This is a genomic window from Campylobacter sp. RM12654, from assembly GCF_020137585.1.
GTDB lineage: Bacteria > Campylobacterota > Campylobacteria > Campylobacterales > Campylobacteraceae > Campylobacter_E.
On sequence record NZ_JACGAR010000008.1, the window covers coordinates 1 to 15,066 of the forward strand.

Annotated in this window: 10 protein-coding genes and 2 pseudogenes; 6 read left to right on the top strand and 6 right to left on the bottom strand. The window is 26.4% G+C overall.

Annotated features, from left to right (window positions below):
- A partial coding sequence (locus AVBRAN12654_RS03805) for a hypothetical protein (RefSeq protein ID WP_336612877.1) occupies positions 1-1,514 on the top strand: 1,514 nt, incomplete at its 5' end.
- Between the two features lie 15 nt (positions 1,515-1,529).
- On the opposite strand, the gene AVBRAN12654_RS03810 is transcribed toward AVBRAN12654_RS03805, so the two are convergent.
- The 3 genes from AVBRAN12654_RS03810 to AVBRAN12654_RS03820 form a co-directional block, all read right to left on the bottom strand.
- Positions 1,530-1,973, bottom strand: a complete 444-nt coding sequence (locus tag AVBRAN12654_RS03810) for a hypothetical protein (RefSeq protein ID WP_214117507.1) — start codon at positions 1,971-1,973, stop codon at positions 1,530-1,532.
- Positions 1,974-2,193: 220 nt separating this feature from the next.
- The gene (locus AVBRAN12654_RS03815; RefSeq protein ID WP_336613978.1) at positions 2,194-3,969 is read right to left on the bottom strand and encodes a dynamin family protein; all 1,776 of its coding nucleotides are present in this window, start codon (positions 3,967-3,969) and stop codon (positions 2,194-2,196) included.
- Entirely contained in the window at positions 3,966-5,942 is a 1,977-nt protein-coding gene (locus AVBRAN12654_RS03820; RefSeq protein ID WP_336613979.1) for a dynamin family protein, read from the bottom strand. Before AVBRAN12654_RS03820 ends, AVBRAN12654_RS03815 begins: the two co-directional genes overlap by 4 nt.
- 211 nt (positions 5,943-6,153) lie before the next feature.
- On the opposite strand from AVBRAN12654_RS03820, the pseudogene AVBRAN12654_RS09520 reads away from it, so the two are divergent.
- A pseudogene (locus tag AVBRAN12654_RS09520) lies at positions 6,154-7,182 on the top strand (cache domain-containing protein); the annotation flags it as partial.
- 351 nt (positions 7,183-7,533) lie between these two features.
- Positions 7,534-8,040: pseudogene (locus AVBRAN12654_RS09525) on the top strand (methyl-accepting chemotaxis protein); the annotation flags it as partial.
- Positions 8,041-8,118: 78 nt separating this feature from the next.
- Here the strand turns inward: AVBRAN12654_RS09525 and AVBRAN12654_RS03830 are convergent.
- The 3 genes from AVBRAN12654_RS03830 to AVBRAN12654_RS03840 form a co-directional block, all read right to left on the bottom strand.
- Positions 8,119-8,340: a helix-turn-helix domain-containing protein gene (locus AVBRAN12654_RS03830; RefSeq protein ID WP_214117503.1), complete on the bottom strand. Its 222-nt coding sequence runs from the start codon at positions 8,338-8,340 to the stop codon at positions 8,119-8,121.
- Between the two features lie 306 nt (positions 8,341-8,646).
- Positions 8,647-9,939 carry an adenylosuccinate lyase gene (gene purB / locus AVBRAN12654_RS03835; protein ID WP_214117502.1) on the bottom strand — a complete coding sequence of 431 codons (1,293 nt, stop codon included), beginning with the start codon at positions 9,937-9,939 and terminating at the stop codon, positions 8,647-8,649.
- A complete protein-coding gene (locus AVBRAN12654_RS03840; RefSeq protein WP_336613981.1) occupies positions 9,936-12,116 on the bottom strand; it encodes a hypothetical protein in 2,181 nt (726 codons plus the stop codon). The genes purB and AVBRAN12654_RS03840 overlap by 4 nt, the downstream gene beginning before the upstream one ends.
- 156 nt (positions 12,117-12,272) lie before the next feature.
- On the opposite strand from AVBRAN12654_RS03840, the gene groES reads away from it, so the two are divergent.
- The 3 genes from groES to traT all read left to right on the top strand — a co-directional run bounded on the left by groES (position 12,273) and on the right by traT (position 15,033).
- Positions 12,273-12,530, top strand: coding sequence for a co-chaperone GroES (gene groES, locus AVBRAN12654_RS03845; RefSeq protein WP_214117500.1), 258 nt, complete (start codon positions 12,273-12,275; stop codon positions 12,528-12,530).
- A 10-nt stretch (positions 12,531-12,540) separates the two neighbouring features.
- Positions 12,541-14,181, top strand: a complete 1,641-nt coding sequence (gene groL, locus AVBRAN12654_RS03850; RefSeq protein ID WP_336613982.1) for a chaperonin GroEL — start codon at positions 12,541-12,543, stop codon at positions 14,179-14,181.
- Between the two features lie 321 nt (positions 14,182-14,502).
- Complete coding sequence (traT, locus tag AVBRAN12654_RS09530) at positions 14,503-15,033, top strand: complement resistance protein TraT (RefSeq protein WP_442862316.1); 531 nt, start codon at positions 14,503-14,505, stop codon at positions 15,031-15,033.
- Positions 15,034-15,066 lie beyond the last annotated feature (33 nt).

Below are 15,066 nucleotides of genomic sequence, written 5' to 3' on the forward strand. Positions count from 1 at the left end.
TTGAAATTAAAGAAGAAATTAATAATAAAGTAGTGGCTTTATTAGAAAAAGAAGATGATGAAAATTCTGATAATAATAAAGAAGATGAAGAAAATAATGATAATGACACAAATAAACCAGATATGCCAATAGTTCCTAGTGAGCCTGTTTATAATAAATATTTTTCAAATGCAGACAATAAAAACTATTATTATTCATCAAATACTAGCCTAAGAAGTGGCGATGTTAGACAAGACGCTGCAGAGCTTAATGTGAAAAAAGGTAGTTTAAATATCCTTAGTAATACTAAAAGCGGTAATAATATTACAGATTTTAAAAAAATTAGCGTTACAAATAATCAGCTAAACATATTAAAAACTACAAATGATGCTAATAGTGTTGAAGATTTTTCATATAGTTTAACAGATACTACAATTAGTGGTTTAGATGGATATAGCGATTTAAAATTTAGTGCTAATGATGGAAAAGTAAGTTATACTGCTAATAAAGAAAAATTAGAAGCAAATATTTTAGATGATAGTTTTTCTATGTTAAAAGACACAAGCACAAATTCTAATTATAATGCTATAGATAAAGAGTGGGGTAATTTTACAAATACATTATTTGAAAAAAACAAGGATTATTTCAATGTATCAGATTTAAATAAGGTATTTTATTATGGTTCAAATAAAGCTGCAATGCAGTTAAATCTTAAAAATTCATCTATTGCTTATTATTATGCAGATGCATATGAAGCTAAAAAACTTTATGCTGATTTTAAATATGCAAATCAAATATATTACGAAAACGCAAAGAGTTCAGGAAGTTCTTATGATAAGCAAACTTATGATGTATATAACAAAACCATATCACCTATTAACGGCTCATCTACTTATAATATACAAGCAAATGCTTCTAATGGCATTAAAAATCAAGATTTTGCTTTAAAAGCAGATAAAAATAAAGCAGAAATTAATTTTGGAAGTGTAATTTCTAGTTTGATGGATACTCAATTAGACCCGCAAAATAGATTTCAATACTTTTCTAATGAATTTGATAAATATAAAGATACTTATAAAAGTAAATATTTAGGTGCTGATGAAGATAAGGAATATTTTTATGCAGGTAGTGGAAGCTCAATTAAATTAAATCCCGCTAAGCAAGAAGTAGATAGTTATGTAGTATATGATGGTGGGTATGGAAATATTTTTAGAGTAACTTTTGATAAAAATATCGGAGATGCTACCTATGTTAAAAGAGTTGATGGTAGGGTTCAAGATGTTAAACATTCTCAAAAATTTAATATAAATAGTATTAGAGATGTAAATTCAGGTTATACACTAACAGTAGGCGATAGCAATAATGATTATAATTTTGCAGTGAAGGCTGATAAAGTTGGAGCTATATTAAAAGGCAATTTTAAGATAAATGGAGCTAATCATAACGTAGATTCTGATATTTTAAAATATGTAAATACTTCTGCAGCACATAAATTAGTTAAAGATACTTACGATAAAGCAGTTCAAGGAAAATAATAATTTTTAGGGGAGTTAGATTTGACCTAATTCTCCTAATAAACTTCTTAATTTATCATTTCTATATTTTATTTCTTCACTACATTTCCTAGCAATATCTATGCAAATATTTAAATAATTAGTAGTTTCATCATTTTCAAAATCAATATGTTTAGGATTTTGAATTTTATCTTTATTTACACATCCAAAAATATATGTTATTACATTTAAACTTGGAGTTAGTAATAAATATCTTTTATTATGATACATAATATATTGCTCGTTGCATTGTGTGGTTAATAGTGTGATTATTTCTTGTTTTATTTGTTCGTAAGGAGTATTTGGGAAATCTTTGGCTACTTTTTTGATAAATTTTTCATCATTAATTCTATCTTCTTCACTCTGCAAAAATACACTATCATTTTCAAGTAGTGTTTCAAGTTCTTTTAATATTTCAATAGCTCTAATGTAATCTTTCATTTTACCACCTACTATATTTATTACATTTATATTACATTAAAAAGAAAAATAAAGGTAAATTTTTTAGGTTATTTAATTAGTTTTTTTAATTAAAATAATTTTAATAATTAAGCATTTAGCCTAAATATTAGTATTTTTTATCTTTTATAGTCATAAATATATAAAATAATACATTGAAAATTTAAGTATAAATATTAAATATTTATACTTAAAAGGTCTTTTATATGTCAAAAGTTAAAAAAGAATTTGAAATAATATCTTTAATATTATCTAGCTTAATTTGTCTATTATCTAGGCTTTTTGTATGTTTTAGCAGTATTGTATTTAACTCGTTTAGATATTCATTTTTTAATTTTATGATTTCTTTTTTATTTATCAATAGTTCTTCAAATTCAAAAAAACTACAATCAGTAAGCAATCTTTGATAAATTTCATTTTCACTAGGCAAATAAAGCTTAAATTGTTTGCTATCTAGCTCATAAAATTCACGACTTGCATTAATCTTTTCATAAAAAAATGATAGGCTTAATTTAGCTGCGTTTTCGTAATTATTTAATGCTTTTATATTTATTTTTTCAAAAAGCTTATTTAATTTAAGCTCATAATTATTTAAAGCCTTTTCATAATCATTTATAATAAGCTCATCTAATGCTTTATAAAAATCATCTGCTATTGCGTAAAAATCAGCATTTACAAGGTCATTGTAGTTTTTATCTAATTCTTTTGTTTTAGCAATATTTAAAACATTTTTAAATTCTTTTAAAGGCTTGTGAAAATTATCTAAAAGGTTTAAAAATTGCTCGTTTATTTCTTTTCTAATTTTTAAAAATTGCTTATTAATCGTATCTTTGTTGTAAAAAATACTTAAAAATGTATCATCAGGATTTAAAGTTTTGTATGAATATTCGTTTTTATTAAAGCAATTTTTATGAAATACCCCATCATTTTGGGTATAAAAATAAGCATTTTTTACCTTAAAATTAGTCATAAATTCATTAGCAATCGTCCTTGCTATACTCTTTAAAGCATTTAAAATCTCATCATTAAAGCCACTATAATCAAATTCATTTTTTGCAAGTATTTCTAAATAATTTTTAATTTTACACTCTAATTCTTCAAGGCTTAGTTTAATTTCACTAATAATTCCTAAAAGCTCATTATTTAATGTTTTTAAAGACGCTTTTATATTATCTTCTTTAATGCTTGTTTTATTTAGGTTTTTTAAAAAATCATAAAAGGCCAAAATATTTGAATCAGGATTATTTTCACTTGCTTGTTTGCAAGAAATTAGCTCAATTTTTTCAAAATACTTAGCAAAAACTTCATTTAAATAATTCTTTAACCTTAATTGCTCGGCTTCGTTTAATTTATCTTTTTGATTAATTAGACAAATCTTTTTTATATTTGGTTTTAATTCTTTAATAGCCTTTTCTTCACTAGCTTTACCAGCACTTTCAGCTAAACTTAGCCAAATTAAAGCATCAAAAGAATTAAATAAATTTTTAGAAAATTCTTCATCGGTAGTATTTGCATTTAGTCCTGGAGTATCAATTAGTGTAATATCTTTTAAAAGCTCGTTATTTGTAAAAATATTAATACTTTTAAGCCCATTTAGTTCTTCGTTTTGGTCATTTACAATATTGTTTGTAAGTTCGCTTAAGCCGTTTTCAAATTCTGCTAAAACTAAATCATTTAAACCATAATTAATATAAGTAGCAACAACGCTAACAGGTCTTGCTCCTGTAGCTAAAATATCTTTTTTAAAAAGCAGATTTAAAAGTGAGCTTTTACCTGAACTAAATTGTCCTATCACACCAACTTGCAATGGTAGATTATAATGCTTACATAAATTATCAATATTATTAATTAGTTTATTACTAAGCATTAAATTAGGATTTTTTAGAGTGTTTTTTAAGGTTTTTAAATCTCCTAAAAAGCCTTTTTCATAACTTATATTATATTTTTCATTATATTCTTTTAAGACACTTTTTATCATTTTAAATTCTCTTTTATTTCTAATAATTTTTCTATTTTTTGTGTATTTAAGCTCAATAGATTTTCATCGTTAAATTCATTTATATTGATTTTTTCAATATGATAAATACTAAAAAATTCATTTTTCAAAAACTCATTAGCTAATTGTTTTTGCTCGCTAAAATTAAAAAAATTAAGATTTATATTTAAATAAATCGCATTTAATTTATTATTGATTGCATTTTCACTTTTATCACTTAGCAAATCAAGTTTATTTATGATTTTTTCAAATTCTTCAAATATTTCTTGTAATTTATTTTTATCAAAAATAATTTCATAATCTTTAGTAATATTTAGCCTTACTTTAATTTCATTAAAATCATTTAAGAATTTATTACTCATACTTGAGTTAAGCCCATTTAATAAATCTTTAAAACCTTGAAAAATTACATTTCTTACCTTTTCGTTTGAGTAATTTTTGTCATAATTTAATTCATCAAAAATCCTAGCAGCTTGATTTTTTGCTAAAAAGCTTAATTCGTGTGCTTGGATTTTGTAGTCTTTATTTAAGTATTCATTTAGCGATATTTCAAGTTCTTGTTTTAAGGCTAGCTTTTTGGCATTTTCGTTTTGTAGATTTTCTATATTTTTCATATATTCGTTTTTATCTAGCTTTAAAGAATTGTTTATATTAGTTAAAAGCGTAATTTCTAAATCAATTAGATTTTTAAATTTTTCGCTAATGCTATTTATAAATTCTTGTGAGCTAGTAGAATTAAAGCAAATATCGTTTAAATAGGCTTTTAAAGCATTTATTTCGCCTTTTGAATTGTCTTTTTTAAATTCACTAGCACTTACGCAAAATAGCTCATAATTAGGTGTAATATCTAGGTTTTTAAGCTCATTGTTAAAGCGATTTTTGACATATTCTTTTAATTTAATTTGCTCATCAATACTTATTAAATCACTTTTTGTAAGCACTAAAACTAGCTTTGAATTAGGATTATTTTTAGCAAAACTTGTTAAAAATTCTAAATCTTTAATGCTAAGTGCTTGAGTGCAAGTCATAAGGTATAAAACACAATTAGCAGTTTTTAAAAACTCTAAGCTTTTTTGTTCTCTACTAATTACTACATCATCAAGACCAGGAGTATCTATTATATTTATTTTATTTTTTAAATACTCGTTGTTTAGATGGATTTCAATATCTTTTACAAAAATACTTATGCTAGAATTTGCACTTGTATAATCGTATAATTCGTTTATTTTTACTTCAACGCTTTTATGCTCAACAAAATCAATATTAAAGATTTTATTTAATTCTTCATTCAAACTAGCTTGAGTTTTTAAGGCATTAAATTCTGCTTCATTATAAAAATTTACTTTTATTTTTTCATTTTCATCATAGCTAATTACACTAAGATTTGCCGTTTCAGGTGCATTTGATACACCTAAAAAATCTTGATTTAATAAAGCATTTATTAGGCTACTTTTTCCTGCGTTAAATATCCCGCTAAAAGCTATTTTATAATCTTTGCTAATTAATTGAGTATAAAACTCATCAAGCTTATCTTTAAGCTCATTGCTTAGAATTTGTTGTAAATTTTTATAAATATTTTCAAGTTTATCTTGGCTTTTTTTAAAATTATTATTAAATTCTTTTGATGAATTTATTTTTGTATTTTGAAGATAAGTGAAGATATTTTCTTTTATTTTTAATAATTTTAATTTTTCAAGATAAAAGATTATTTCAAGTGGATTTAAAAGATTATTATGAATAGAATTTAAAACAGCAATTTGCTTCATTTTAAGCTCAAAAAAACTATCAGTATTTAGGTATTGTTTGTATGTTTTTAGATTTAATAATTCTTTATAATTTAATTCATTAGCACATAAAATTAATGCGGCAAGTTCGGGATTAAAAATATTTTCTTCATAGTTAAAATCAAGATTTCCTAATTCATCATTCCATAAATTTTTTAATAATTCTTGCAATTTAATTCCTTTTTGAAAAGATTTAAAAATCTTAGCTATTAAGATTTAAAGAAGTGTTACAAATAGTAATTAGGAGAAAAATTATCTAGTTTTTGTGTAAAAACTACTCAAATACCTATAAATATTTTAATTATATTTATCAATTAATTATATTTTTATTATATTTTTTGTGTTAGTATCTCGCCGAATTTTTAATAAAAAAAGGAAAAAAATGAGTTTTAAAAATAAAATTTATTTAACATTAATTGTGTTATTAGTCGTTGGATACTCGGCTCTAACCTACATTAGTTATAGCACTAGTAGCAAAACTATATCTGCTAATATTGAACGCTATTTAGATGATATTGTAGATAAGAATTTAAATTACATTCAAAATTTCATTAGCATAACAGAGCAAAGCATTAAAGAGACTGCTAAAACTTTATCTAAGTTTGATTCAAATTCTAAAGAAGCTTTTGTGCCTTACTTAGAAAATGAAACTAGGGTTTTAAATTCTCCTATGGTATTTTTAGCGTTTGAAGATGGCTCTATGTATGATGGCACAGGCTGGAAAGCACCTTTTGATGCAACTCAAAGAGGTTGGTATAAACAAGCAAAACAATTAAATAAAACTTTTGTAACCGATGTTTATGAAGACGCTCAAACTAAAAAATTAGTTATGTCAGTAGTTTCTCCAACTTATGATACAAATTCTAATTTTAAAGGTGCTTTAGGTGCTGATGTTACCTTAGATAAAGTTTCTGATTTTTCTAAAAATGCTGGAATTGAAGGTGGAGCTTTATATGTTTTAGATAATTATGGAATGATTATTGGTTATCCTGATCAACAATTAATAGGTAAAAAATTAGTAGAAGTATTTCCTAATTTAAAACCAATGCTTGATGAAATGTATTCAAAAAATAGTGGAAAATTAGAATTTGAATTAAATGGAGTAAAGCAAATTATGGATTTTAGCACTATTCCTGAAACTGGCTGGAAAGTTGCTGCTGCGATAAATAAAGAAATAGCATTTAAAGATGTTAGCAATCAATTTAAAACGCTAATAATCGCAAGTGTTTTAGCTATTGTGGTTACTATTGGTATTGTTATATTGGTTTTAGTTTATTTGTTTAGACCATTTGATAGACTAGGCTTAATGATGAAAGATTTAGCAGTAGGGGAAGGTGATTTAACAAAAAGAGTTGCGATTAATGGTAATGATGAAATAGCTCAAATAGGAAAGCATGTAAATACTTTTATACAAAAAATCCAAACTTTAATCGCTAATTCAAAATCAACTTCAACAGAAAATGCAAGTGTAGCTCAAGAATTAAGCTCAACTTCACTAGCAGTAGGTAAACAAGTAGAAGAAGAAACTACAATAATAGGTTGTGCTACTAAGGCAGGAGAAGCTATATTAAAAGATATAGATGCTACCGTTGAACACGCCGAAGAGAGTTCAAAACAACTTGAAACAGCTAGTGATAATTTAGATATTATTAAAAATCAAATATTAAAACTTGTTTCAGTATTAGAAAATCAATCTTTACAAACTACTGAATTATCAAATAAATTAAATCAAACTAGCCAACACACAGAAGAAGTTAAAAATATCTTAAATGTTATAAACGATATAGCAGACCAAACTAATTTATTAGCATTAAATGCAGCTATTGAAGCAGCTCGTGCGGGTGAGCATGGTCGTGGATTTGCTGTGGTTGCTGATGAGGTTAGAAAATTAGCTGAAAGAACGCAAAAAAGCCTTGCAGAAATAAATACAACAATAGGTGTGGTAGTTCAATCAGTAAATGATGCGTGTGGAGAAATGGAAAAGAACGCTCAAGATATTTCAAATATTTCAAAATCTAGTGTTCAATTAGAAGAAGTGGTTAATGAAAACTCTTTAATCGTTCAAACAAGCATTAGTGCTAATAAAAATAGCGTAAATGAATATAAAGATATAGCTAAGACTATTCGTAGTGTTATAACTCAAATTGAGCAAATTAACAAAATCGCTAATTCAAATGCTAGAAGCGTAGAAGAAGTAGCAGGAGCAAGTGAGCATTTATCTAAGATGACTATTAAACTTGATGAAGAATTAGGTAAATTTAAAATCTAACTTAAACCAGCTAAATGCTGGTTTAATCTTTTAGTGGAATTAAATTCTAAGATTATTTGTAAAAGTTTTTTAATATTGTTAGTTTGATAGGATTTCTTTTAATTTTCTGAAATCTTTTAATTCATTTTCTAGTTTATAAACTTTTTTTAGCAAATTCATAGCAGCTATGGTTCTTGTGCTTATTCTATTTGTAGCAATTGCAATTCTTAAACTCCCTTCACTCATTCCAATTTTTTCTGCTAATTCTTTGTAGGTTAGATTGTTTTCTTTACAAAATGTTTTTATTTCTTCTACTTTCATATCATATCCTTAATACAAATATATTTTTTATATAATATCATTTAAATGATTAAGCAAAATATATATTTTTTAAATTTTTGTATTTTTATGATGATAAAAGTAATGAATATATTTTAAGTGTAAGCATAGTTAAGCTTTTTATTAAATGAAGTAAGTAAGAGATAGGAATGAAAAATAATAATTCACAAATTATATTTAGAAGAATAGATATAAAGAATTATCAAAAGTTATTAAAGAAACAAATAAAGCTAAAAAATTAGTTTTAAAATGAGATAAATAATAGGAATTTGAAATTCCTATTATTTTTTACAATCCCAAACGCTCATAAATTTTATCAATATTTTTAAGATGATAATCAACTAAAAAAGCATTTTCAATCTCTTCGGTACTTAAGATTTCGCAAATTTCTTTGCTATTTTTTAATAATTCTTTAAATTGAAGCTTTTCGCTCCAAGCCTTTTTAGTTAGTCCTTGCACTAAATCATACGCCATCTCACGACTTAAACCCTTTTGAATAAGGGCTAAAAGCACTTGTTGAGAGAAGATTAATCCATAAGATTTATCTAAATTACTTTTCATATTTTCAGGATAAATCATTAGATTTTTTACAATAGAACTAAATCTTTTTAGCATATAATCAAGCAAAATCGTTACATCAGGAAGCATAATTCGCTCTGCACTAGAATGGCTAATATCACGCTCGTGCCATAGATTTATGTTTTCGTAAGCAGTTATTAAATACCCCCTAATCACACGGCTAAGACCACAAATATTCTCACTTCCTATTGGATTTTTCTTATGTGGCATTGCAGAGCTACCTTTTTGATTTTCACTAAAATATTCAAGCATTTCTACGCATTCAGTTTTTGCAAGGTGTCTTATCTCTGTAGCAAATCTTTCCAAAGCACTTGCAATCAACGCACACACGCTTATATAATTTGCGTGCAAATCTCTAGGTAAAACTTGAGTGCTGATATTTGCTACATTTAATCCAAGCTCTTTACAAATATCAAGCTCTACTTCTAGTGGAACATTTGCATAAGTACCTACTGCACCGCTAATTTTTCCTACTCTAATCTCTTCACTAGCGTTTATAAAACGCTCATAATTTCTTTTGATTTCTTCGTAAAAATAAGCAAATTTTAGCCCAGTAGTAGTAAGCTCTGCATGAACTCCGTGAGTTCTTCCTATTTGTGGAGTATATTTATAAAGATTTGCTTTTTCTTTTAAAATATCTAAAAGATTTTCTAAATTAGCTTTTATTATTTCATTTGCTTTTTTTAGTTGAATTGCTTGTGCAGTATCTACTACATCAGTGCTTGTTAGTCCATAATGAACCCATTTTCTCTCATCGCCTAAATTAAGTGATAATGCTCTTGTAAAGGCTATTACATCGTGTTTGGTTTGCTCTTCTATTTCTTTTATTTTTGCTATATCAAACTTAGCATTTTTATATAGTTTTTCTAAATCTTCATTAGGAATTACACCTATTTTATTAAACGCCTTGCAAGTTGCAAGCTCAACTTCTAGCCAAGCATTAAATTTAGCTTCTTCACTCCAAATACTTGACATTTCAGGGTTTGAATATCTTGCAATCATTTTTTACCTCCAAATAATCCTTTAATAAGATTTTCAGCAGGTTTTAATGTTTCATTTATTTTTTCACCATTATTTTTGCCTGTTATTTTATCTAATACTTTTACAGCATTTTCTATAGTATTTTTTGCATCAGGAATGAATTTAACATCATCATTTACACCTGAAAATGTTCCTTTAATTTCATTATTATTAAATGCTACAAGAGCAGGTGCATTGATACTTTTTGTAAGAGTATTATATGTTCCATTATTTACTTCAATTTTTGCACTTGTTGCACTAATTTTTGCATTATAATCAATTAGATTTTTATTAATATTTACTAATACATCGCCTTTATCAAAAATAACTTGGGTAATATCAGTATTTAAAATCGTATTAATTAATTTTATAGTTTTGTGATATTTTAAATGTCCTTTTCCAAGATTTGCAACTAATTTTCCATTAGCATTTTTTAAATCATAATCTAAATTCCCATTGATATTTGCCTTATAAATATCAATTAAATCAAAAGATTTTGCAAGATTATCTAAAGCTACGCTAGTTAAATTAGCGTTAAATTTATCCCCATTTAGCTTAGCAGCTAATGAACCGCCAAAGAATTCTTTTGAGTTTAAAGTAAGATTTAATATCTTATCAAAAGTTAAATTCCCATCAACTTTTACATTTCCGCTCATATTTTTATTAAGTAAAGCATTAAAATTAGCTAGATTTGCACTCGCATCATAATTTGCGTTTGCTACGCCTTTTTTGTAATTACCATTTGCATTAAAACTATCTACTAAATCAGTATTTAATTTAGCGTCAAAACTGATATTATCAGCACCATTTAGCTTAACATCAGCGTTTGCTAATACTTTTGAATTAATCTCTAAATCATATTCTTTTTTGAAATAACTTGGGATTGTTTTTCCGTTTATATTAAGATTTGCCGAGCCTATTAGGTTTTTTAAATCGCTTAATTTTGCGTTTATATTAATATTTGCATCTAACATTTTATCTTGATTTAATAAGCCCAATAAAGCTAGAGATTTTAGACCTTCAATATTAGCTACTAAATCATTTCTACCCATTTTTATATCTGATTTTGCACCTAATAATAAACCATTTACATTCGCATTTTCTAAACCATTTTTATCTAAATTAGCACTAGCTTTAAGATTTATTATTTCATCGCCACTAAGTTTTAAAAGTCCTGCGTTAGCTCTTAAATCAGTATTAATTGCAGTTTTGCTATTAGATAAATCGTGAGTGATTTTTAAATCTTTTGCATTTATATTTTTACCACTAACTATAGAATTTATATTTGCTAATTTATTTTTAAAATCAATTTGCGAAGTGATTTTCAAATCAGAATTTAAATTAGGATTTATGAAAGCTAATTCAGTAAGGCTTGTAACTAATTGCCCTTGAACTTCTAATTTATTAAGATTTATAGGTTTAAAATCACTTGTAATATTTAAAATATTTGATTTTACATTGATATTTGGAGTAATTTCATTAGCTTTATAAGTATTTTTAGAATCAATTATAACCTTACCAAATCTTGAAATGTCAATTCCAAATTCTTTTGTGATACTTGGTTTTAGCTTAAGTTCTGAATAAATATTAATTAAAGCTTTTGCATCAAGTTTGTCTTTATCAAATTCATCAACATTTGCATTTAGGTTGATAAATCCACTTGCATAATCAACATTTGCGATTTTGCTTAATTTTTCTATATCTAAATTATTAGCATTAAGATTTAGTTTAGTTGGAAAATAATCTTTTATATTTGCATCAAGTGTAAGTGGGCTAGTAAAAATAACACCTTTTCCATCTATATTAAAATTATTAAAACTACCATTTATATTGCCTTTAATGTTTAAAGGGTCGGTGATTTTTAGGGTTTCTAGGTTTTTTCCATTTAATTCATAATTTATATTAAGATTGCGAGATAATAGTGAAAAATCCCCATTAACTGCTGCTTCAAGCATTCCATTAACTAAAACTTTTAAATTAATAGTTGAAAATCTCAATTCAAATTCTTCAATTTTAACTGCTATATTTGAATTTTCATTGATTTTTTTCTCTGCTATATTTTTTACGAAATTATTTCCAAAACTTGTAAATAATACACAATAAGCCCCTATAACAATTATTAAAATCAAAGCAAGGAGCGAATAAATAACTTTTTTCATAATACAACCTTTCGTTTTCTTCATAAATAAACTTGAGCTATTTTCACTAAAGTTTCTTTAGTTATTTTTTATCATTTAGTGATTTGATTAACTTATTTTAATTATAATTTAGCACTCAAAGAATTAGAGTGATAAACCACAAGAAAGGAAGAAAAAATGAATTTTACTCCACTAAATAAGCGTGTATTAATCAAATGCGCAAATGAAACAAAAACAACAGCTTCAGGAATTATTATACCTGACAATGCTAAAGAAAAACCACAACAAGGCGAAGTTGTAGCAGTTGCTAAAGAAATTAGCGATATTAAAATCGGCGATAAAGTAGTATTTGGTAAATACGCAGGTAGCGAATTAAAAATTGATAATGAAACATATTTAATTTTAAGTTTTGAAGATATTTTAGGAATTTTATAAGGAGATTTAAATGGCAAAAGAAATTTTTTATTCAGATGAAGCTAGAAATAAATTATATGAAGGCGTTAAAAAATTAAGCGACGCTGTAAAAGTTACTATGGGGCCTCGTGGCAGAAATGTATTAATTCAAAAAAGTTTTGGTGCTCCAACTATTACAAAAGATGGTGTTAGCGTTGCAAAAGAAGTTGAATTAAAAGACACTTTAGAAAATATGGGTGCTAGTTTAGTAAGAGAAGTTGCAAGTAAAACTGCTGATCAAGCAGGAGATGGAACTACAACTGCAACCGTTTTAGCTCACGCAATTTTTAAAGAAGGTTTAAGAAATATAACAGCTGGTGCAAATCCAATTGAAGTTAAGCGTGGTATGGATAAAGCTTGCGAAGCAATTATAGCTGAACTAAAAGCTTTAGCAAAACCAGTTGCAGGAAATAGAAAGCAAATCGCACAAGTTGCTACAATTTCAGCAAATAGCGATGAAAAAATCGGACAATTAATCGCAGATGCTATGGAAAAAGTAGGCAAAGATGGCGTTATCACAGTTGAAGAAGCAAAATCAATCAATGATGAATTAAGCGTTGTTGAAGGTATGCAATTTGATAGAGGTTATCTAAGTCCATACTTTATCACAAATACTGATAAAATGAATTGTGAATTAAGCAATCCATTAATTTTACTTTATGATAAAAAAATCACAAATCTAAAAGACATTTTACCTGTGCTTGAAACTGCACAAAAAAATGGTCGCCCACTTTTAATCATTGCTGAAGATATTGAAGGCGAAGCATTAGCAACTTTAGTTGTAAATAAATTAAGAGGAATTTTAAATATAGCTGCAGTTAAAGCTCCTGGTTTTGGCGATAGAAGAAAAGCAATGCTTGAAGATATTGCAATCTTAACAGGTGGAACAGTAATTTGTGAAGAAATGGGTAGAACTCTTGAGAGTGCTGGTGCTGAGGATTTAGGAAGTGCTAGTTCAATCGTAATTGATAAAGACAATACTACAATAGTAAATGGTGCAGGTAGCAAAGACGCAATTAATGCAAGAATTAATCAAATCAAAGCTCAAATTGCTGAAACTACAAGCGATTATGATAGAGAAAAATTACAAGAGCGTTTAGCAAAATTAAGTGGTGGTGTTGCTGTTATTAAAGTTGGTGCTGCAACTGAAACTGAAATGAAAGAGAAAAAAGACAGAGTTGATGATGCACTAAGTGCAACTAAAGCTGCTGTTGAAGAAGGTATAGTAATTGGTGGTGGTGCTGCACTAATTCACGCTACAAATAGAATTAATCTAAATCTTGAAGGCGATGAGTTAATCGGTGCAAATATCGTTCGCCGTGCAATCAAAGCTCCAATTCGCCAAATTGCAGAAAATGCAGGATTTGATGCAGGAGTTATCGTAAATACAATTGAAACTTGCAAAGATGAAAACAAAGGATTTGATGCTGCAAGTGGCGAATATGTAGATATGTATGAAGCAGGAATAATTGACCCTGTTAAAGTTGAGCGTGTAGCATTACAAAATGCTGTAAGCGTTGCTTCAATGCTACTTACAACAGAAGCTACAATAAGCGATATTAAAGAAGATAAACCTGAAATGCCAATGGGTGGCGGTATGGGTGGTATGGGCGGAATGCCTGGTATGATGTAATACCACTTTTAAAAGCTCCAATTTTGGAGCTTTTTATTATTTAAATTCCTAAATTATTTTATTAACTTCATTTTATAAATCTAATTTAATCATATCTTTAAAAAACTATTTATTAAAATAAATTTTAAGCTTATATTAAGAACCACCCCCCCATATAATAAAAGTTTAATTTATTTTAGGAGAACTTTTATGAAAAAGACAATTTTAAGTATTGTTGGTGTTGGTTTGATGTTTGGTGCTTGTGCTAGTAATTCTTTATAGCTTGATACTAAATTAAATAATAGTATTTTTATTGAACCAGTTGCTAAAAGCAAAAAAAGTATATTTGTATTTGCAAAAAATACTAGTGATTGTAATGTAAATATTGAATCAAAACTAATTGAAGGATTAAAAAATAAAGGTTATACAATATTAAATGAACCCACTAATGCTACTTTTATTGTAAGCACTAATATTGTTGAATGCTCTAAAAAAAGTGAAGAAGAATTAAAGCAAGATGCTTTAAAATCAATTAATCCAGCATTTGCTGCTTTTGCTAATAATAAAAGTTTTGCAAGTTCTATTATAAATAATATTACTGGCGAAGAATATACAATAGAATTAAAAGCTGATGTTAATATTAAGCAAAGAAGTGCAAATAAGGTAATCAATCAAAACAATAATTATGATATAAAAAATTCAAATTCATCTTTAAAATTACAAAACAATTCAAAATCTCAAAATTACGAAAGTGATTTCATTGAAAACTCAACAATAATTAATGCAAAAGCAAAACAAAGAAATATTAAGCTTGAAGAAGTATTACCTATACTTGAGAATGAAATGGCTAAGAAGATATATAATTTATTCTAATTTTTAAGGAATTTAAATCCTTTTTAAATTCCT

What these genes read in the sequence shown, in the direction of transcription:
- AVBRAN12654_RS03810 (WP_214117507.1), bottom strand. Translation starts at nt 1,973, where the DNA reads ATGAAAGATTACATTAGAGCTATTGAAATATTAAAAGAACTTGAAACA.
- AVBRAN12654_RS03815 (WP_336613978.1), bottom strand. Translation starts at nt 3,969, where the DNA reads ATGATAAAAAGTGTCTTAAAAGAATATAATGAAAAATATAATATAAGT.
- AVBRAN12654_RS03830 (WP_214117503.1), bottom strand. Translation starts at nt 8,340, where the DNA reads ATGAAAGTAGAAGAAATAAAAACATTTTGTAAAGAAAACAATCTAACC.
- purB (WP_214117502.1), bottom strand. Translation starts at nt 9,939, where the DNA reads ATGATTGCAAGATATTCAAACCCTGAAATGTCAAGTATTTGGAGTGAA.
- AVBRAN12654_RS03840 (WP_336613981.1), bottom strand. Translation starts at nt 12,116, where the DNA reads ATGAAAAAAGTTATTTATTCGCTCCTTGCTTTGATTTTAATAATTGTT.
- groES (WP_214117500.1), top strand. Translation starts at nt 12,273, where the DNA reads ATGAATTTTACTCCACTAAATAAGCGTGTATTAATCAAATGCGCAAAT.
- groL (WP_336613982.1), top strand. Translation starts at nt 12,541, where the DNA reads ATGGCAAAAGAAATTTTTTATTCAGATGAAGCTAGAAATAAATTATAT.